The sequence below is a fragment of the Pseudomonas sp. MIL9 genome, from assembly GCF_016887925.1.
In the GTDB taxonomy this organism is placed as follows: Bacteria; Pseudomonadota; Gammaproteobacteria; order Pseudomonadales; family Pseudomonadaceae; genus Aquipseudomonas; species Aquipseudomonas mohnii.
This window is the reverse complement of sequence record NZ_JAFEHE010000001.1, coordinates 316911-335784: the sequence shown is the minus strand read 5'-3', so window position 1 is coordinate 335784 and position 18874 is coordinate 316911. Positions and strand designations below refer to the sequence as shown.

Sequence of the window (18874 nt, the reverse complement as noted above, 5' to 3'; positions counted from 1 at the left end):
ATATTGATATGACCAACCTGATCGAAATCCGTGACCTCAGCGTGGCCTTCAGTGGCGAGACCGTGGTGCGCAATCTGTGCCTCGACATCCGCCCCGGCGAATGCCTGGCGCTGGTGGGCGAGTCCGGCTCCGGCAAATCGGTGACCGCCCACTCGATCCTGCAACTGCTGCCCGAGGGCGGCACTGAAAGCCATGGCAGCATTCGCTATCGCGGCCGTGAACTGCTCGGCGCTCCGTCCAGCGTATTGCGCGAACTGCGCGGTAACCGGATCGCGATGATCTTCCAGGAGCCGATGACCTCGCTCAATCCGCTGCACAGCATCGAAAAGCAGATCGGCGAGACCTTGCTGGTGCACAAGGGCCTGGCTGGCAAGGTGGCGCAAGCGCGGATTCTGGAGCTGCTGCATCTGGTCGGCATCCAGAAACCCAAGGAGCGGCTCAAGGCTTATCCCCACCAACTGTCCGGCGGCCAGCGTCAACGGGTGATGATCGCCATGGCCCTGGCCTGCGAACCGGAATTGCTGATTGCCGACGAACCCACCACGGCCCTGGATGTGACGGTGCAGCGCAAGATCCTGCTGCTGCTCAAATCCCTGCAACAACGCCTGGGCATGTCGTTGCTGCTGATCAGTCACGACCTCAACCTGGTGCGCAGCATCGCCCAGCGGGTGTGCGTGATGAAGGCCGGCGAAATCGTCGAGCAGGCACCCTGCGAAACGCTGTTCACCGAACCGAAGCACCCTTACAGCTGCGTCCTGCTCAATGCCGAGCCGGAAGGCGAAGCCCTGCCCCGGGACGAGCGGGAGAAAGTCCTGGAGGTGGAGGATCTGCGGGTGCAGTTTGCCGTCGGTGGCGGCCTGTTTCAGCGCAAGACTTACCTCAAGGCCGTGGACGGCATCAGCCTGAATGTGCAGCGCGGCAAGACCCTGGGCATCGTTGGCGAATCCGGTTCCGGCAAATCCACCCTCGGCCAGGCCATCCTGCGCCTGCTTGATTCCGAGGGCAGTATTCGCTTTCAGGGCCACGCGTTGAATGGCCTGACTCAGAAACAGCTACGGCCGTGGCGCAAAAAGATGCAGGTGGTGTTCCAGGACCCCTTCGGCAGTCTCAGCCCACGAATGTCCGTGGCACAGATCATCAGTGAAGGCCTGGAAGTCCATAGCCAGTTGAGCCCCGACCAATGCGACGCCGAAGTGATACGGGCGCTGCAGGAAGTCGGCCTCAACCCGCAGAGCCGCCATCGCTATCCCCACGAGTTTTCCGGAGGCCAGCGCCAACGCATTGCCATCGCCCGCGCGCTGGTGCTGAAACCGGCGTTGATCCTGCTGGACGAACCGACCTCGGCCCTGGACCGCACCGTGCAAAAGCAAGTGGTCGCCCTGCTCCGCCAGCTTCAGGAAAAACATGGCCTGACTTATCTGTTCATCAGCCATGACCTGGCAGTAGTCCGCGCCCTCGCGCACGACATGATCGTGGTCAAGGACGGCAAAGTGGTCGAAAGCGGCGCCAGCCACGACGTCTTCGATTCGCCGCAGCACCCGTACACCAAGGAGTTGTTGGCCGCGGCGCATTCGGGGGCGTCATAATCCGGCACATGCCGCTGAACCGCATCGCGGCCATCGCGAGCAGGCTCGCTCCCACAGGGAAATGTATTTCAATGTGGGAGCGAGCCTGCTCGCGATGTGGCCGGCACTGACAACACACCATCAGGACATGCCCCCATGAACACCACCGAAAGCCTCAAGGACTACCAGCGCGTACGCCTGCTGGCGATCCGCTCATTGTTCGAGATCATCGAACAGTCGAGCGAGGGCACGGTGATTGTCGACCGCGACGCCAATATCGTGTGGATGAACGAACGCTACGCCAAGCGTTTCGGCCTGCAATCGGCGCAAAACGCGATCGGCAAGGCCTGCGAAAGCGTGATCCCCGGCAGCCTGTTGCGCGAAGTGGTGCGCACCGGACGCCCGATTTTGCTCGACATGCAGGACACCCCCAAGGAGCCGCTGGTGGTCATGCGCCTGCCGATTCAGGACGACGCCGGCGAAGTGATCGGCGCCATCGGCTTTGCCCTGTTCGACGAACTTCGCAGCCTGTCGCCGATGCTCAAGCGCTACATGAGCATGCAGGAAGAACTGGCCTCGACCCGCTCGTTGTTGCGGGCGCGGCAGACCAAATACAACTTCGCCCATTTCATCGGCACCAGCGCCGCCAGCCTGGAAGTCAAACGCCGTGCTCGCCGCAGCGCCAGTACCGATTCGCCGGTGTTGCTGCTGGGTGAAACCGGCACCGGCAAGGAACTGCTGGCCCAGGCGATCCACAATGCTTCGCCGCGCGCGCTCAAGGCGTTTGTCAGCATCAACAGCGCGGCCATCCCCGAATCATTACTGGAAGCGGAATTCTTCGGCACCGCGCCCGGCGCCTTTACCGGCGCCGACCGCAAGGCCCGCGCCGGCAAGTTGCAGATCGCCCAGGGCGGGACGCTGTTTCTCGACGAGATCGGTGACATGCCCCTGCCGCTGCAAAGCAAATTGCTGCGGGTATTGCAGGAAAAGGAGTTCGAACCGGTAGGTTCCAACGACGTGATCCAAAGCGATGTGCGCGTGATCGCCGCGACTTCAACTGATCTGGAGGCCGCGATCAAACGCGGCGAATTTCGCGCCGACTTGTATTACCGCCTCAACGTCCTGCCCATTCAGGTTCCGCCGCTGCGCGACCGCCTCGACGACCTGCCCGCCCTCAGCGAAGCGATTCTTGAAGAGCTGCGCAGCCAGCACGAACTCAACGGCGAGGCACTGGCGCTGCTGGGGCAGCATGCCTGGCCGGGGAACATTCGCGAACTGCGCAACGTGCTGGAACGGGCCGCGTTGCTCAGTGACGACCTGCGGCTCACGGTGGCGGATATCCGCGCGGCCATCGGGACCTTTACGCCAGTGGAGCGCATGGCACCGCTGCCCGTCGAACCGGTGGCGAACGAGACCTTCAGCGCTGCCCGGGCACGCTTCGATCGGCAATTGATCGAAACCACCCTGGCGCAATGCGGGGGCAAGGTGATTGAAGCGGCGGCGCGACTGGGGCTGGGTCGGTCGACGCTGTACAAGAAGATGCTGGCGTTGGGAATTGCAGAGTCTCCATAAAGAGACATGGATCTCCATTGTTAGACAGGCCATCGCGAGCAAGCTCGCTCCCACAGGTTCATTGGATCGACTGCAAAAATTCGGCCAACTGTGGGAGCGAGCTTGCTCGCGATGAGGCCGGCCGAGCAAACAAAAGTCTCAATATAGAGACAAAATCCTGGACCCACCCCAAGAAAATCTAAATATTCCCTTATATTTCATACACTTAACTATCTGGCACACAATTCGCTATAGCGCTCTCCTACAAAAGATCCACCCTACAAAAATAACAACCCAGGAGACACACCATGAGTGTGATCATTGCCTTGGCAGCCCTCGCGCTGTTGATGCTGGCTGCTTACCGTGGCTACAGCGTTATCCTTTTTGCCCCGATTGCCGCCCTCGGCGCCGTTCTGCTCACCGACCCCTCTGCTGTTGCGCCTGCTTTCACCGGCGTGTTCATGGAGAAAATGGTCGGCTTCATCAAACTGTATTTCCCGGTGTTCCTGCTCGGTGCCGTGTTCGGCAAGCTGATCGAGCTGTCGGGTTTCTCGCGCTCGATCGTCGCCGCTGCCATTCGCTTGCTCGGCACCCGCCAGGCGATGCTGGTGATCGTGCTGGTTTGCGCCTTGCTCACTTACGGCGGCGTGTCGCTGTTTGTGGTGGTGTTCGCGGTGTACCCGTTTGCCGCTGAAATGTTCCGCCAGAGCAACATCCCCAAGCGCCTGATTCCGGCGACGATTGCCCTCGGCGCGTTCTCCTTCACCATGGACGCCCTGCCCGGCACCCCGCAGATCCAGAACATCATTCCCAGCACCTTCTTCAACACCACGGCCTGGGCCGCGCCCTGGCTGGGCGTGATCGGCACGATCTTCGTGTTCTGCGCCGGCATGCTGTTTTTGCAGCGCCAGCGCAACAAGGCCCAACGCGCCGGTGAAGGTTATGGCACCGAACTGCGCAACGAGCCGGAAACCGCCGCCGACATCAAGCTGCCCAACCCGTGGATCGCCCTGTCGCCGCTGCTGGCCGTGGGCATCATGAACCTGCTGTTCACCCAGTGGATTCCACAGTGGTACGGCAAGACCCACAGCCTCGCGCTGCCGGGCATGGCCGCGCCGGTGACCACCGACATCGCCAAACTCACGGCGATCTGGGCGGTCCAGGCGGCGCTGCTGGTGGGCATCATCATGGTGCTCGCGTTCGGCTTCCGGGCGATTCGCAGCAAACTCGCCGAAGGCAGCAAAAGCGCGGTCAGTGGTGCGTTGCTGGCGGCGATGAACACCGCGTCGGAATACGGCTTCGGTGCGGTCATCGCGTCCCTGCCCGGCTTCCTGGTCCTGGCCGACTGGCTCAAGAGCATTCCCAACCCGCTGGTCAACGAAGCGATCACCGTGACCCTGCTGGCCGGCATCACCGGTTCCGCCTCGGGTGGCATGAGCATCGCGTTGGCAGCCATGTCCGAACAATTCATCGCTGCGGCCCATGCGGCCAATATCCCGCTGGAAGTGCTGCACCGTGTAGCCGCGATGGCCAGTGGCGGCATGGACACCCTGCCGCACAACGGCGCGGTGATCACCCTGCTCGCAGTCACCGGCCTGACCCACCGCGAGGCTTACAAAGACATTTTCTGTATTACGCTGATCAAGACCCTGGCGGTTTTCGTCGTGATCGGCACTTTCTACGCCACTGGCATTGTGTGAGGTATTCATGACGACTCTTTCGGGCAAGACCGCACTGGTTACCGGCTCCACCAGCGGCATTGGCCTGGGCATTGCCCTCAGCCTGGCCAAGGCCGGGGCCAACCTGATCCTCAACGGCTTCGGCGATGCCTCCCAAGTGATCGCCGAAGTGGCGCAGTACGGTGGCAAGGTCGGCCATCACCCGGCCGACGTCAGCGACCCGGCACAGATCGCCGAAATGATTGCCTATGCCGAGCGCGAGTTCGGTGGCATCGACATTCTGGTCAACAACGCCGGCATCCAATACGTAGCGCCGGTGGAGGAGTTCCCGGTGGAGCGCTGGGACTCGATCATCGCGATTAACCTGTCGTCGGTGTTCCACAGCACACGCCTGAGCCTGCCGGGCATGCGCGCCAAGGGCTGGGGTCGGGTGATCAACATTGCTTCGGTGCATGGCCTGGTCGGCTCGGTGGGCAAGGCGGCTTATGTCGCGGCCAAGCACGGGGTCATCGGCTTGACCAAGGTGGTCGCCCTGGAAACCGCCACGACCCAAATCACCTGCAACGCCATTTGCCCCGGCTGGGTGCTGACACCGCTGGTGCAGAAGCAGATCGATGACCGCGCCGCCACCGGGATCGACCCGCAACAGGCGCAACATGATCTGCTGGCCGAGAAGCAGCCGTCTCTGGAATTCGTCACGCCGCCGCAACTGGGTGAACTGGTACTGTTTCTGTGCAGCGAAGCCGGCAGCCAGGTGCGCGGCGCGGCGTGGAACATAGATGGTGGTTGGCTGGCGCAGTAAGCACCGCTGAACCCTTGTGGCGAGAGGACTTGCCCCCTCGCCACAAATGCCCGCTTGAACTCATGAATAAGAAGAGGCAAACCATGTCCGACATCCTCTGGCAACCCAGTGCGGAACGCATCGGCAAGACCCGCATGGAGGCCTTTCGGCGCTTCATCAATCAGCGACACCACCTGCACATCGATGACTACCCTGCCCTGCACCAATGGTCCATCGATCAACGCGTGGATTTCTGGCAGGCCATCGTCGACTTCTTCGACATCCGCTTCCATCAGCAACCTGACGCGGTGCTGGTAGAAGGCCCGCAAATGCCCGGCGCCCAGTGGTTCCCCGGTGCGACCCTGAACTTCGCCGAGCACCTGTTGCGCCGCCGCGATGATGCCGTGGCCGTGGTGGCCGTGGCAGAAAACGGGCAGCGCGAACACTTGACCTGGGGGGAGCTGGCCGAGCATGTCGCCGGCTTTCAAAACGGCCTGATCGCCGCCGGTGTCGGCCTCGGCGACCGGGTGGCCGCGTGCATGCCCAACACCTGGCAAACATTGGTGGCGATGCTCGCCACCACCAGCCTCGGCGCGATCTGGTCCTGCTCTTCACCGGACTTCGGCACCCAAGGGGTGATCGACCGTTTCGGCCAGATCGAGCCGAAAGTGCTGCTCACCTGCGCCGGCTATCGCTATGCCGGCAAGGAGATCGACCAGACTGTCAAGGTCAACGAAATCCTCGAACGCCTGCCCTCGTTGCAACAGTTGATCGTAGTGCCCTATGCCCGGCCGCAGGCTCACATCGAAGACTTCCGCACGGCGGCCAATGTGACGCTGTGGGACGATTTCTACGACCCCGGTGGCGAGCCGGATTTCGTCGCCGTGCCATTCGCCCATCCGCTGTACATCCTCTATTCCAGCGGCACCACCGGCGTGCCCAAATGCATCATCCACAGCACCGGGGGCGTGTTGCTGCAACACGTGAAGGAGCACGGCTTGCACAGCGATCTCGGCCCCGGCGAACGCCTGTTCTACTACACCACCTGCGGCTGGATGATGTGGAACTGGCTGGTCTCGGCGCTGGCGGTGGGCAGTGCCGTGGTGCTGTACGACGGCTCACCGTTTCATCCCGACCCCGAACGCTTGATCGACCTGATCGACGACGAGCGCATCAGCGTTTTCGGCACCAGCCCCAAGTACCTCGCCACACTGGAAGCCAGCGGCGTCAAACCCCGGCAAAGCCATGACCTGAGCAGCCTGAAAACCCTGCTTTGCACCGGTTCCGCGCTTTCACCGCAGAGTTACGACTACGTCTACCGTGACCTCAAGGCGGACGTGTGCCTGGCCTCGATGTCGGGCGGCACCGATATCGTCTCCTGCTTTGTCAACGGCAACCCGTTGCAACCGGTGCGTCGCGGTGAAATGCAAGGCAAGAGCCTGGGCATGGCGGTTGAAGTGTGGAACGAGGACGGTCGACCGGTCATTGGTGAAAAAGGCGAGTTGGTGTGCGTCCGGCACTTCCCGGCGATGCCCATTGGCTTGTGGAACGACCCCGACGGCGAAAAACTGCGGGCGTCGTATTTCAGTCAGTTCCCTGGCGTCTGGGCCCAAGGCGATTACGCCGAACAACTGCCCCACGGCGCGATGATGATCCACGGCCGCTCCGACGCCGTGCTCAACCCCGGCGGCGTGCGCATCGGCACGGCGGAAATCTACCGCCAGGTGGAAAAAATCCCGCAGGTGCTCGACAGCGTGGCCATCGGTCAGCAGTGGCAGGATGACGTGCGGGTGGTGCTGTTCGTGCGACTGCGTGAAGGCGTTGAACTGGACGAAGCGCTGCAACAACAGATTCGCCAGACCATTCGCGCCAACACCACGCCACGCCATGTGCCGGCAAAGATCGTCGCGGTCACGGACATCCCCCGGACCATCAGCGGCAAAATCGTCGAATTGGCAGTGCGCAATGTGGTGCATGGGCAAACAGTGAAGAACACCGATGCGCTGGCCAACCCCGGGGCATTGGAGCAATTCCACGACCGCCCGGAACTGCGGGACTAAGGTATTCCACTGCAGGAGCGACCCTGCTCGCGATGACGGTACGTCAATGTTGACGGTGCCACCCACATCGCGGGCAAGCCCGCTCCCACAGGGTTTGCTTGTCAGATGCAACATTCGCGTAAAGATTGGCCAGTTGTCTTAATACGCGTTGATGCCCATAGCAAAAAACACCTACGAAGCATTCAATGGATAAAATGGCCCGGACCTCCGAAATGCCGGGGCATCCAGCGTTTGCCGCTCAGCCAGTTGAGTAGACGCCGTCATACCGACTTGATGCAGGACACCTAGATGAACGCCTCACCGACCGGCAGCGATGCCCAGGCCTTGATTGCCAGGCTGGACTGGGAAAGCAGCCCGCTGGGCTCTGCCAGCACCTGGCCGCAGAGCCTGCGAACCGCCGTGGACATTGTGATTCATTCACCGATGCCGATGCTGTTGCTCTGGGGCGAGCAGCTGACGCAGATCTACAACGACGGCTTCGCCCTGCTCGCCGGCAGCAAGCATCCGTACGCTTTCGGACAACCGACACACCTTATCTGGCCAGAGTTAAAGGACTTTACCGATCCGATTTACAAAGCCGTCCTGCAAGGGCAAGTGCGGACCTACAGCGAACAACGCTTCACCCTGCAGCGCGACGGCAAGGATTCCGACTTCTGGCTCGATCTGACCTACAGCCCCATTCGCGACGAAAGCGCCGAGGTGGCCGGGATTCTGGTCACCGCCATCGAAACCAACGAACGCCGTCGAATCGCCCTCGAACTGGAACAGCGTTCCGCCGCCAGCCTCAAGGCTCAACAGGAAACCGAGGAACGCCTGCAACTGGCCCTCGCCGCCACCGACACGGTCGGCACCTGGGACTGGGACATCAGCGAGGACCGCTTCCTGGCTGACGCCCATTTCGCCCAATTGCATGGCATCGACCCGGCCATGGCCAGCCAGTTGCCGATCACCGAGTACCTTCACGGCGTGCACCCGGAAGACCGTGCCCTGATCGCCCGCAGCATCAAGCATTGCATCGCCCATGGCACCGAATACGCCGAGGAATACCGCCTGCTGCAACCCGATGGCGAGTTGCGCTGGGTGTTTGCCCGCGGTCGTTGCTACAAGGACCACCATGGCCGGCCAATCCGCTTCCTGGGTGCCGCCCTGGACCTCACCGAGCGCAAAAACACCGAGCAGGCCCTGCGCCAGAGCCAGACCGAGCTGCAACTGATCATCAACGCCATGCCGATCCTGATCAGCTATGTCGACCGCGAGGAACGCTTTCGCCTGAACAACGCCGCGTATCTGGACTGGTACGGCCTGACACCCCAGGAGCTCTACGGCCGGACCGTTCGAGAGGTGTTGGGCGACGAGGCCTACGCCTTGCGCGCCGGGTACATCGCCGAAGCCCTGTCCGGCAGGCCCTGCTGTTTCAGCATCAAGACGCCGCACCGTGACGGGAGCATCCGTCATGCACTGATGAACTATTTGCCGCGCCACGGTGCAGACGGCGCGGTGAACGGTTTCTACATCTTCGTGATCGACGAAACCGAGCGCAAACAGACCGAAGAAGCGCTGCGCAACCTCAATGAAACCCTCGAAGAACGGGTTAGCGCCCGAACCCGGCAACTGGCCGAGGCCAACGAAAAGCTGCTGAACGAGATGTTCGAACGTGAGCGCGCCGAAGAAGCCCTGCGCCATGCACAGAAAATGGAAGCGGTGGGCCAGCTCACCGGCGGCATTGCCCATGACTTCAACAACATGCTCACGGGGATTATCGGCAGCCTCGACCTGATGCAACGCTACATCGCCGACGGCCGCGCCGCCGAGATCGCCCGTTTCACCGAGGCAGCGGTGTCCTCGGCCAACCGCGCCGCCGCCCTGACCCATCGTCTGCTGGCGTTCTCCAGGCGTCAGTCGCTGGATCGCAAACCGCTGAACGCCAACGACCTGATTCACTCCCTGGAAGACCTGTTCCGCCGCACCAAGGGCGACCATATCGAGCTCAAGCTGCGCCTGGCCAAAGACGTCTGGACGGTCAGTACTGACGTCAGCCAACTGGAAAACGCCCTGCTCAATCTGGTGATCAACGCCCGGGACGCCATGCCCGATGGTGGCGAGTTGTGCATTGAAACCGCCAACGTCTACCTCGACGGCAGCGACATCACCACCCTGGAACCGGTCAAGGCCGGGGATTACCTGATGATCGCCGTCAGCGACAACGGCACGGGCATGACACCGAAGATCCTGGCCAAGGCCTTCGATCCGTTCTTCACCACCAAACCCATTGGCCAGGGCACCGGGCTGGGCCTGTCGATGATTTATGGTTTCGCCCAGCAATCCGGTGGCCATGTGACCCTGTTCAGCATGCCCGGCCAGGGCACCAGCGTGCGCTTGTACCTGCCGCGCCTGCACGGCGTTGAACCGCAAGACGTGTTATCGCCGGTCATCAGCGAGGCGCCCTCGGCCATTGCCGGTGAAACCGTGGTCCTGGTGGAAGACGACCCGGCCGTACGCATGCTGGTGTTCGACCTGCTCAAGGAGCTGGGCTATCACGCCTACGAAGCCGAAGACGCAAAGAGCGCCCTGCCCCTGCTCGAATCCGGACTGCGGGTCGATTTGCTGGTGACCGATGTCGGCTTGCCGGGCATGAATGGCCGGCAACTGGCGGAAATTGCCCGTCAGCACCGGCCTCAACTCAAAGTGCTGTTCATGACCGGTTACGCGGAAAAAGCCGCCGAGCGTCAGGGGTTTCTCGAGGAAGGCATGGACATGGTGGCCAAACCGTTTTCCATTGATCTGCTGGCCAACAAGATTCGCACGATGATCGGCCAACCGCAGTGAGTTAGGGCATAATCGCGCGCCCCGCGTCACACCCATGTCACCACCGTTGCAAGGTATCCGCCCCATGAAAGCTCAAGCCCGCCATATTCTGGTGAAAACCTCGGAAGAAGCCGAGCAGCTCAAACAACGCATCGCCAAGGGCGAAGCCTTCGATGTGCTGGCCAAGAAGTACTCCACCTGCCCGTCCGGCAAGCGCGGTGGCGACCTGGGCGAAGTGCGGCCGGGGCAGATGGTCGGAGCCATCGACGCGGTGATTTTCAAGAAACCGCTGCGGGTGGTGCATGGACCGATCAAGAGCAAGTTCGGCTATCACCTGGTGCAGGTGTTTTACCGGGATTGAAGCCCCCTGTGGTGAGGGAGCTTGCGCCCTCACCACAGGACGTGCCTTTCAAGCTCTGGGAATGAGCGCCCCCGGCACCTGAATCACCCGACTCGCCAGCCGGTGCCCCGCCTCCGCCGCTTCGACCGGGCTTGCACCCTTGAGCCGCGCAGCCAGGTACGCCGCACTGAACGAATCCCCCGCCGCCGTGGTGTCCACCACACGCTCGACTTTCTGGGCCGGCACTTCGAACGACTCACCCTCACACCGAATCAGGCACGCCTCGGCGCCACGCTTGAGCACCACTTCGGGCGTGCCGATCTGCTCGTACGCGCCAAACACCGCCGCGCAATCGGAGAAATGGAACAGCGCCTGTTCGTCATCGACGGTCAACAACGCCAGGTCGACATAAGGCAGCACGCTGCGGTAGGCCGCCCGCGCCTCCTCGACCGAGGCCCACAGCCGTGGCCGGTAGTTATTGTCGAAGACGATTCGCGCATCGCGCTGGCGGGCCTCGATCAGGGTTTCCAGCAACTTTTCCCGGCCCTTCACGCCCAGTACCGCCAGGGTAATGCCGCTGAAATACAGCACGTCATAGTCCGGCAGCGCCGCCAGGATCGGCGCGGCGGCCGGCGTCGTAAAGCAATCGCGCACCGCTGCTTCATTGCGCCAGTAGAGGAAACGACGCTCGCCAGCGGCGTCGGTCTGGATGCAATACAGCCCCGGCAAACGTCCGGGCAGGCGTTGCACCCTGCCCAGGCCAATGTTTTCCTCGGCCCAGTTCCGGCACATGGCATCGCTGAAACTGTCATCGCCCAGGGCCGTGACGTAGTCCACCGTGCCCGCGCTGCCCAGCTCTCGGGACAGGTACACCGCGGTGTTCAAGGTATCGCCACCGAAGCTCTGTTGCAGGCTGCCATCGGCGCGGTGCTGCAGTTCGATCATGCATTCGCCGATCAGGGCGATGCGCGGGGTATGGGGGCCCAGGGTGTTGAGGGTGCTCATGGTTGTGCGGTCTCTGGTGCTCTTTGTTGTCTGGGCGGACGCCATCGCGAGCACGCTCGCTCCCACAGGAGAAGGTAGTCCATGGTGGGAGCGAGCTTGCTCGCGATGGCCGCAACTCGGTCCTGGACTTAGAAGCAGGTTTCCATGGTTTCGATGACGTTCAATTGCTCATCCACCATGCACCCCGTACGCCACTTGTCGAACGTCAGGCACGGGTGCGAAGTGCCGAACGAAATGATGTCGCCCACCCGCAACTGGACGCCCGGCGCCACGGTCATGAACGCGTGCTGGTCCATCACCGCTGTCACCTTGCAGGCACTCACGTCGTCGCCCTTGGCGGGCAGCACGCCGGCCTTGTAACGCAGCAACGGCACCGGCAAACCGGCGTCGTAGGCCACATCACGCTTGCCCAGGGCAATCACCGCGAAACCCGGCTCCGGTAACGACTGCACGTGCGCCCAGACTTCCAGCGCCGGGCGCAACCCTTCGTGCAGGTCACTGCGGCGGTCGAGCACGCAACATTGCGCCTCCTTGTAGATGCCATGGTCATGCGCGACATAACTGCCAGGACGCAGCACGCTGAGGAACCGCCCTGCGGCGTTCTGTGCTTCGAACTCCTCGGCGATCAGGTCATACCAGGCCGATCCCGAAGCGGTGATGATCGGCTTGGCAATCGCGAACGCGCCGCTGTCCTGCAGTTGCACCGCCAGGCGCACCAGGGAACCGGCGAACGCGCGAATGCCACTGATGGCGTGATCACCATGAATCACCCCTTCATAGCCTTCGATCCCGGTCAGGGCCAGCGCCGGTTGCGCGGCGATGGCTTTCGCCAGGTCGATCACTTCCTGTTCGCTGCGGCAGCCGCAACGCCCGCCGACCACGCCGTACTCGATCATCACGTTCAGGCGCACACCGCGCGAGGCGAAATAGGCACCGAGGTCGGCAACGTTGTCCGGGTGATCGACCATGCAGTAGAAGTCGAACGCCGGATCGGCCAGCAGATCGGCGATCAGCGCCATGTTCGGTGTGCCGACCAGTTGGTTGGCCATCAACACCCGACGCACGCCATGGGCATAGGCCGCGCGGGTTTGCGTGGCGCTGGCCAGGGTAATGCCCCAGGCACCGGCGTCGAGCTGCCGGCGAAACAGCGCCGGGGTCATGCTGGTCTTGCCGTGGGGCGCGAGTTCGGCGCCGCTGTTGCTGACGAAATCCTGCATCCAGCGAATGTTGTGTTCCAGCGCCTGGCGATGCAGCACCAGCGCGGGCAGGCTGACGTCACGGACAAGACTGGCGCCCGTCCGGGCAAAACCCTTTTCCACGGCAGCAGTATTTTCGGCAGTAGTCATGGTCGAACTCCTCACATTCGCGGCCGCAGGCAGCCGCTGTTATTCGTTGATGCGACGGGCCAGGCTGTTGGCGCTGTCGATCAGCACCCGGCGGTAGTCGTTGTAATTTTTCTTGGCATCGGCCCGGGGGGCGACGATGCACAGGGTCGCGATGGCCACGCCGTTGGGGTCTTTGACCGGGGCGGCGAAGCAATGGGTAAAGGTGTCGGCGACGCTATCGAAGGAGAAAAAGCCATCGATGCCGGCCTGACGGATTTCCTTGAGAAACTGCTCCAGCGGCAGGCGCTCGCCATCGGGCAGGATGAAGTCGTCATGGTCGATCAGGTCGATGATTGCCTGGTCGCTCAGGTGCGCCAGCAGCAGGCGCCCGGACGCGGTCCAGGGGATCGGCGCGTTTTCGCCGATGTCCGAGGAAATGCGGAAATGCCGCTCGCCCTCCTTCATCAGCGCCACGGTGTACTTGCGCCCGTTGAGCAGGCACATCTGCGCGGTTTCGTGGGTCTGGCTGACGATCTCCTGCAAAGCGTGATCGGCCTCACGGGACAGGTCGAAATGGCGCAGATGCGCCTGCCCGAGGAAGTACAGCTGGCGCCCGAGGTAAACGTGACCGTCCTTGCCCACCGGCTCCAGAATCCGTCGTTCCAGCAACGAGGCCACCAGTTCGTAGACCGTGGATTTCGGGCTGCCGATGCCACTGGCGATTTCGTTCGGGCGCAGGGGCTGGCCGATCTCCTTGAGGAAATCGAGGATGTCGAACGCCCGGTCCAGACCGCGTGCCCGGCGTTTGATGGTGTCTTCGGTCATGTCAGTGATTCCCATACAAAGTGCCGGGAGTTTACCTAGAGTGCGGCGGCGACCGTAAGGCCGTCATCGCTAGCAGGCTAGCTCCCACATGTGGAATGCGTTCCCCTGTGGGAGCTAGCCTGCTAGCGATGAAGCCACCTCGGTTCAAGCCTTTTTCTTGTACGCGATGCAGTCGATCTCGACCTTGCAGTCGACCATCATGTTCGCCTGCACGCAGGCCCGGGCCGGGGCGTGTTCGGGTTTGAAGTACTCGGAGAAGACCTTGTTGAAACTGGTGAAATCCCGCGGATCCTCCAGCCACACGCCAGCACGCACCACATCTTCCAGGCCATAACCGGCCTCTTGCAGAATCGCGATCAGATTCTTCATGGTCTGGTGGGTCTGTTCGACGATGCCGCCCGTGATGATCTCGCCATCCACCGCCGGCACCTGCCCGGAAACGTGCAGCCAGCCATCGGCTTCAACGGCTCGGGCGAACGGGCGAGGCTGACCGCCGGCGGCGGTGCTGCCGGTGCCGTAACGAGTAATGCTCATGAGTGTTTCTCCTGATTGAAAATCGAATGTTTAAAAGCGCGTGTTCTTGAGGAATTCCGCCAGCCGTGGCGATTTCGGCCGTTCGAACAGCTCCTTGGGCGGCCCCTGCTCTTCGATGCGCCCCTGATTCATGAACACGATCTTGTCCGAGACTTCGAAAGCGAAGCGCATTTCGTGGGTCACCAGCAGCATGGTCATGCCGTCTTCGGCCAGGCCCTTGATCACGTTCAGCACTTCGCCGACCAGTTCCGGGTCCAGCGCCGAGGTCACTTCGTCGAACAGCATCAGGCTCGGGTTCATTGCAATCGCCCGGGCAATCGCCACGCGCTGCTGCTGACCGCCGGACAGCTGGCCAGGATAGTGATCGCGACGTTCCAGCAAACCCACGCGTTCCAGCCATTTTTCCGCCAGCGCCACGGCCTCGTCCTTGTCCAGTTTTTTCACCTTGAGCAAACCCAGGGTGACGTTCTGCAAGGCGGTGAGGTGCGGGAACAGGTTGAATTGCTGGAACGCCATGCCAGTCATGGCGCGATGACGGGCGATGACTTTTTCCGGGTGGCGGATGCGTTTGCCGTTGACCTCGTCATACCCGATGGATTCGCCATCGAGCATGATCTGCCCGCCCTGGAACTCTTCGAGCATGTTCACGCAGCGCAACAGCGTGGTCTTGCCCGAGCCGCTGGAGCCGATCAGCGTGACCACGTTGCCGCGCTGCAGGGTCAGGTCGACGCCCTTGAGCACTTCCAGCGGGCCGTATTGTTTGTGCAGGCCGCGAATGTCCAGCAGAGGCTGTCCGCTCGGGACGTTGGAGGGTTGTACTTGAGTCATGGCAGGGCCACCCGCTTTTCAATGTGCCGGCCGAGTAATTCGATGCCGTAGTTGATGACAAAAAACAGAAAACCGGCGAACAGGTAAAACTCCAGGGTCATGAAGGTCCGGGCGATGATCTGCTGGGTGCTGAGCAGCAATTCGGCCACGCCAATCACCGACAGCAGCGTCGAGGCCTTGACGATCTCGGTGGACGAGTTGACCCAGGTCGGCAGGATCTGCCGCAGTGCCTGGGGCAATAGCACGTAACCGAGGGCCTGATAGAACGTCAGGCCGATGGCCTTGCTCGCTTCCATCTGCCCACGGGGCAATGCCTGCAACGCACCGCGCACGATCTCGGCGACGTGGGAGCCGCAAAACAGCGTCAGGCCCAACGCACCCGCCTGAAACGCGCTGATCTGCCAGCCCAGCGCCGGCGCCATATAGAAGCAGGCCAGCACCAGCACAAACACCGGGGTGCCGCGAATCACGTCCACGTAGAAACGAAACGGCGCGCGCATCCAGAACTTGCCGTAGGTCAACACCAGTCCGGCGAATACGCCGACCACGGTGCCGAGCAAAATCGCCAGGGCCGACACCTGAACACTGGTCAGAAAGCCTTGCCACAGCACTTCCCGGGCGACCCACAACTCATGCAACCAACTGGGGGATTCGTACATGGGGCCTCCTATCGGCGGATCGCCAGACGCTGCTCGAGGTAACGCAGCAGCATGGCAATGAGGTAACAGGCCGCGACATAGAGCGCCGTGGTCACCAGCCAGGTTTCGATCACCCGGTAGCTCTCGACATTGATCTTGCGCGCGTAATAGGTCAGCTCCGGCACGGCAATGGCTGCGGCCAGCGAAGTGTCCTTGAACAGCGAAATGAAGTTGTTCGACAAGGCCGGCAGAACATTGCGCAACATCACCGGTACGGTGACGTAAGCCTTGACCTGCCACTCGCCCAGGCCGATTGCCAACCCCGCTTCACGCTGGCCCTTGGGGATGCTCAGCAACCCGCCACGAAACACTTCGGTCAGATAAGCCCCGGCGTACAGCGACAGCGTGATGATGAACGAGGGAATCTTGTCCAGCCGAATGCCGAGGCTCGGCAAGGCAAAGTAGATCAACAGAATCAACACCAGAATCGGCGTGTTGCGGATCACCGTCACATACACCGATGCCAGCACCCGCAATGCGCGGTGCTTCGACAGCAAAGCAAACGCCATCATCAGGCCGATCACACAACCGATGGCGATCGACACCAGCGCCAGCTCGAGGCCCAGGCCGAGCCCCGCCAGCAAGGTGTCGAAATCGCGCCACACGGCGGCAAAATTCAACTGATAGTTCATGGTTGACAGTACCTTGAGCGGGGCGCATTTCGGCGCCCCACTCTCACGGGATCATTTGAATTCGACAGGGAAACCGATGGCAGGGGTAGGCAGGTCGACACCGAACCATTGTTTGAACGAAGCCGCGTAGGTTGGGAACTCAACGCCGGTCATGGCTTCATGCAGCGTGGTGTTGACGAAGTTCAGCCAGTCCTGATCGCCGCGTTTAACCGCGCAAGCGTAGGTCTGCGGGCTCCAGGCGTAGGCCGGGCTGCGGTAGCGACCGGGGTTTTGCACCATCAGGTATTTCACCGAGGACTGGTCGGTGGCTGCCGCGTCGGCACGGCCCGAGTTCACCGCCTGATACATCAGGTCCACACTGTCGTACTGATCGACCTTGGCCTTGGGCAATGCCTGATGCACCAACTCTTCGGCATAGACGTTTTGCAGCACGGCCACTGTGAGACTGTCACCGGCGGCCTTCATGTCATCGATTTCCTTGTACTTGCTGTTCGCCGGCAACAACAGGCCAACCCCTTCGCGGTAGTACGGCAGGGTGAACGCCACTTGCTGCGCACGGCTGGCGGTCACGGTGATGAACTGGCAACTGATGTCGACCTTGTCGGTCAGCAGGTTGGGAATCCGCGCATCGGACGACTGCACCACGTACTCGACCTTGTTCGGGTCATTGAACAAGCCCTTGGCGATCATGTGCCCGATATCAATATCGAACCCCTGCAACTTGCCATCCGCCCCCTGGAAGTGCCACGGCGCATTGGTGCTGCCGGTGCCCACGATAAGTTTGCCGCGGGCCAGAACGCTATCGAGCTTGCTGTCGGCTGCCTGGGCCACGCCCACGGCAGCAGCAGAGGCCGCGAAAAGAAAAACACACGCTTTGAACAAGGAAGGACGGCGATGCATGGCAAGCACTCCAGATGATGGTTATTCCGCTATACCGGAACTTGGTATGTAACAACGGAATAGACAGCAGAAAGTGTGCCACAGGTTCGCAGGGAAAACCCGGTGCAATTGAAAGTTCAGTTGAATCAACGGCATGCACGGGAACACCGTCACGGGCGTTACCTGCTGACTCAACGAGTGGGTGCTACCGTTGGCTACAGGTGGTGGGAAATGCGCTTCGTTTGAGTGCGCGGGAAGCACTGCCTGTCACAAAAACCGACACTCACGCGGCATAGCAGTTGGCACATCAAGCAGCCAAAAACCTTTGCCAACCTGTCAACTCTGACAGTAGACGCCCCGCAAGCCCTGAAGAAATACTGGCCCGGCATATCACTTATAAACATCGTCACTTCAGGGAATTAAATGTGAATACGCCAAGGATGTTTTTTATAACGGCCGCACTCGGGACTTTTTTATCGGGTTGCAACATCGAACAGACCAGCAGCGTTACCACGGTGAACGAAGAATGCGCGAGCCTGGTCAACGCAAAGTACATTGGCCAGAACGGCGCGGAAGTTTGTGTCACGACGCCTCTGTCCAAAAGCGATACATCCATTGCGGGCACTATCGTCGGCGTTGGGTCGGCGGGACCGTTCATGGTAACGGCGTTAACAAGCGACGGAGATATCCTGAGACAGGCAACCACGCTTGCCAATGGAGATTTCACGATGACTCAGTTGAACCTCTCGAGCCTGCCAGGCAAGGGGATTTCGTTCTCGGTGTTTGTAAATGGCATCAGTTCACCGCCTACCAGGCTGGTTGTTGGGCAAGAGCCTGCGGCCAAATGCGTTCGCGGCACACCAAACTACCCATTATGCGGAACTTATCCGGGCGCGATTTTCTTCCCGATAAAAACGTCCATTACCACCCTCTTTTCGGTTCCATCGGGTGATACGTTTGGCGGGTCAACGCTGCTGCCGTATTTAGTTGGCTTGAACTTTGTTAATTGGAGACCGGGCAGAGCCATTGGCCACTTGCCCAATGTCCCTGCACCACTGAAACCCGGAGAGGCGCAAACAGTTTATGCAACGGTAAACAACGAAGAATCGTTCGCCTACCCGGTAACCCAGACTGTTTTGCCAGGCAAGAAATAACCCCCCAGCAGACCGATGCGGGATGAACGCCGCGGCGACATCAGTCAAGGCAACGCGTCCGCGCTGATACGCCAGTGATATACAGACCCATTGCACTTGAAAGGCTCAAGCACTTGCCAATCAGTGAGATCGCTGTCGCTGGCAAGCCAGCGCCTGCAGATACATCTACATATCTGCAGGCACTGACTTGTCGGCGAAGAGCCCTTTGGGCCC

The 18874-nt window shown here is 61.3% G+C and carries 16 protein-coding genes; 8 read left to right on the top strand and 8 right to left on the bottom strand.

What is annotated here, in order from left to right; translation table 11 throughout:
* Positions 1–8: 8 nt before the first annotated feature.
* The 7 genes from JQF37_RS01535 to JQF37_RS01505 all read left to right on the top strand — a co-directional run bounded on the left by JQF37_RS01535 (position 9) and on the right by JQF37_RS01505 (position 10802).
* A complete protein-coding gene (locus tag JQF37_RS01535; RefSeq protein WP_130204044.1) occupies positions 9–1586 on the top strand; it encodes an ABC transporter ATP-binding protein in 1578 nt (525 codons plus the stop codon).
* Between the two features lie 135 nt (positions 1587–1721).
* Positions 1722–3137: a sigma 54-interacting transcriptional regulator gene (locus tag JQF37_RS01530; protein WP_130204045.1), complete on the top strand. Its 1416-nt coding sequence runs from the start codon at positions 1722–1724 to the stop codon at positions 3135–3137.
* 287 nt (positions 3138–3424) lie between these two features.
* Positions 3425–4816, top strand: a complete 1392-nt coding sequence (locus JQF37_RS01525) for a GntP family permease (RefSeq protein WP_130204046.1) — start codon at positions 3425–3427, stop codon at positions 4814–4816.
* Positions 4817–4823: 7 nt separating this feature from the next.
* On the top strand, positions 4824–5597 hold the full coding sequence (locus JQF37_RS01520; RefSeq protein WP_130204047.1) for a 3-hydroxybutyrate dehydrogenase: 774 nt from the start codon (positions 4824–4826) through the stop codon (positions 5595–5597).
* An 83-nt stretch (positions 5598–5680) separates the two neighbouring features.
* Positions 5681–7636 (top strand): acetoacetate--CoA ligase, encoded by a 1956-nt coding sequence (locus JQF37_RS01515; protein WP_130204048.1) that lies wholly within the window; start codon positions 5681–5683, stop codon positions 7634–7636.
* Between the two features lie 288 nt (positions 7637–7924).
* Entirely contained in the window at positions 7925–10462 is a 2538-nt protein-coding gene (locus tag JQF37_RS01510) for a PAS domain-containing protein (protein ID WP_130204049.1), read from the top strand.
* A gap of 64 nt (positions 10463–10526) precedes the next feature.
* Entirely contained in the window at positions 10527–10802 is a 276-nt protein-coding gene (locus JQF37_RS01505) for a peptidylprolyl isomerase (RefSeq protein ID WP_007933743.1), read from the top strand.
* A gap of 48 nt (positions 10803–10850) precedes the next feature.
* Here the strand turns inward: JQF37_RS01505 and JQF37_RS01500 are convergent, their stop codons facing one another.
* The 8 genes from JQF37_RS01500 to JQF37_RS01465 all read right to left on the bottom strand — a co-directional run bounded on the left by JQF37_RS01500 (position 10851) and on the right by JQF37_RS01465 (position 17528).
* Positions 10851–11786: a sugar kinase gene (locus JQF37_RS01500; protein WP_130204050.1), complete on the bottom strand. Its 936-nt coding sequence runs from the start codon at positions 11784–11786 to the stop codon at positions 10851–10853.
* A gap of 128 nt (positions 11787–11914) precedes the next feature.
* Positions 11915–13132 carry an amino acid deaminase gene (locus JQF37_RS01495; RefSeq protein ID WP_130204051.1) on the bottom strand — a complete coding sequence of 406 codons (1218 nt, stop codon included), beginning with the start codon at positions 13130–13132 and terminating at the stop codon, positions 11915–11917.
* Between the two features lie 39 nt (positions 13133–13171).
* Complete coding sequence (locus JQF37_RS01490) at positions 13172–13936, bottom strand: IclR family transcriptional regulator (protein WP_130204052.1); 765 nt, start codon at positions 13934–13936, stop codon at positions 13172–13174.
* A 144-nt stretch (positions 13937–14080) separates the two neighbouring features.
* Positions 14081–14470: a RidA family protein gene (locus JQF37_RS01485; protein ID WP_047529738.1), complete on the bottom strand. Its 390-nt coding sequence runs from the start codon at positions 14468–14470 to the stop codon at positions 14081–14083.
* A 30-nt stretch (positions 14471–14500) separates the two neighbouring features.
* Complete coding sequence (locus JQF37_RS01480) at positions 14501–15298, bottom strand: amino acid ABC transporter ATP-binding protein (RefSeq protein WP_204149440.1); 798 nt, start codon at positions 15296–15298, stop codon at positions 14501–14503.
* The gene (locus JQF37_RS01475; RefSeq protein ID WP_047529742.1) at positions 15295–15957 is read right to left on the bottom strand and encodes an amino acid ABC transporter permease; all 663 of its coding nucleotides are present in this window, start codon (positions 15955–15957) and stop codon (positions 15295–15297) included. The genes JQF37_RS01480 and JQF37_RS01475 overlap by 4 nt, the downstream gene beginning before the upstream one ends.
* An 8-nt stretch (positions 15958–15965) precedes the next feature.
* Positions 15966–16628 carry an amino acid ABC transporter permease gene (locus JQF37_RS01470; protein ID WP_047529744.1) on the bottom strand — a complete coding sequence of 221 codons (663 nt, stop codon included), beginning with the start codon at positions 16626–16628 and terminating at the stop codon, positions 15966–15968.
* A gap of 51 nt (positions 16629–16679) precedes the next feature.
* Positions 16680–17528 (bottom strand): transporter substrate-binding domain-containing protein, encoded by an 849-nt coding sequence (locus tag JQF37_RS01465; protein WP_130204054.1) that lies wholly within the window; start codon positions 17526–17528, stop codon positions 16680–16682.
* Positions 17529–17932: 404 nt separating this feature from the next.
* On the opposite strand from JQF37_RS01465, the gene JQF37_RS01460 reads away from it, so the two are divergent.
* Complete coding sequence (locus JQF37_RS01460; RefSeq protein ID WP_223272617.1) at positions 17933–18661, top strand: hypothetical protein; 729 nt, start codon at positions 17933–17935, stop codon at positions 18659–18661.
* The last annotated feature ends 213 nt before the right edge of the window (positions 18662–18874 follow it).

Excerpts from the sequence above, each read along its gene's own strand:
- JQF37_RS01470 (WP_047529744.1), bottom strand. The coding sequence starts at position 16,628 with ATGAACTATCAGTTGAATTTTGCCGCCGTGTGGCGCGATTTCGACACC.
- JQF37_RS01465 (WP_130204054.1), bottom strand. The coding sequence starts at position 17,528 with ATGCATCGCCGTCCTTCCTTGTTCAAAGCGTGTGTTTTTCTTTTCGCG.
- JQF37_RS01515 (WP_130204048.1), top strand. The coding sequence starts at position 5,681 with ATGTCCGACATCCTCTGGCAACCCAGTGCGGAACGCATCGGCAAGACC.
- JQF37_RS01475 (WP_047529742.1), bottom strand. The coding sequence starts at position 15,957 with ATGTACGAATCCCCCAGTTGGTTGCATGAGTTGTGGGTCGCCCGGGAA.
- JQF37_RS01510 (WP_130204049.1), top strand. The coding sequence starts at position 7,925 with ATGAACGCCTCACCGACCGGCAGCGATGCCCAGGCCTTGATTGCCAGG.
- JQF37_RS01490 (WP_130204052.1), bottom strand. The coding sequence starts at position 13,936 with ATGACCGAAGACACCATCAAACGCCGGGCACGCGGTCTGGACCGGGCG.
- JQF37_RS01505 (WP_007933743.1), top strand. The coding sequence starts at position 10,527 with ATGAAAGCTCAAGCCCGCCATATTCTGGTGAAAACCTCGGAAGAAGCC.
- JQF37_RS01500 (WP_130204050.1), bottom strand. The coding sequence starts at position 11,786 with ATGAGCACCCTCAACACCCTGGGCCCCCATACCCCGCGCATCGCCCTG.
- JQF37_RS01525 (WP_130204046.1), top strand. The coding sequence starts at position 3,425 with ATGAGTGTGATCATTGCCTTGGCAGCCCTCGCGCTGTTGATGCTGGCT.
- JQF37_RS01535 (WP_130204044.1), top strand. The coding sequence starts at position 9 with ATGACCAACCTGATCGAAATCCGTGACCTCAGCGTGGCCTTCAGTGGC.
- JQF37_RS01495 (WP_130204051.1), bottom strand. The coding sequence starts at position 13,132 with ATGACTACTGCCGAAAATACTGCTGCCGTGGAAAAGGGTTTTGCCCGG.
- JQF37_RS01480 (WP_204149440.1), bottom strand. The coding sequence starts at position 15,298 with ATGACTCAAGTACAACCCTCCAACGTCCCGAGCGGACAGCCTCTGCTG.
- JQF37_RS01485 (WP_047529738.1), bottom strand. The coding sequence starts at position 14,470 with ATGAGCATTACTCGTTACGGCACCGGCAGCACCGCCGCCGGCGGTCAG.
- JQF37_RS01520 (WP_130204047.1), top strand. The coding sequence starts at position 4,824 with ATGACGACTCTTTCGGGCAAGACCGCACTGGTTACCGGCTCCACCAGC.
- JQF37_RS01530 (WP_130204045.1), top strand. The coding sequence starts at position 1,722 with ATGAACACCACCGAAAGCCTCAAGGACTACCAGCGCGTACGCCTGCTG.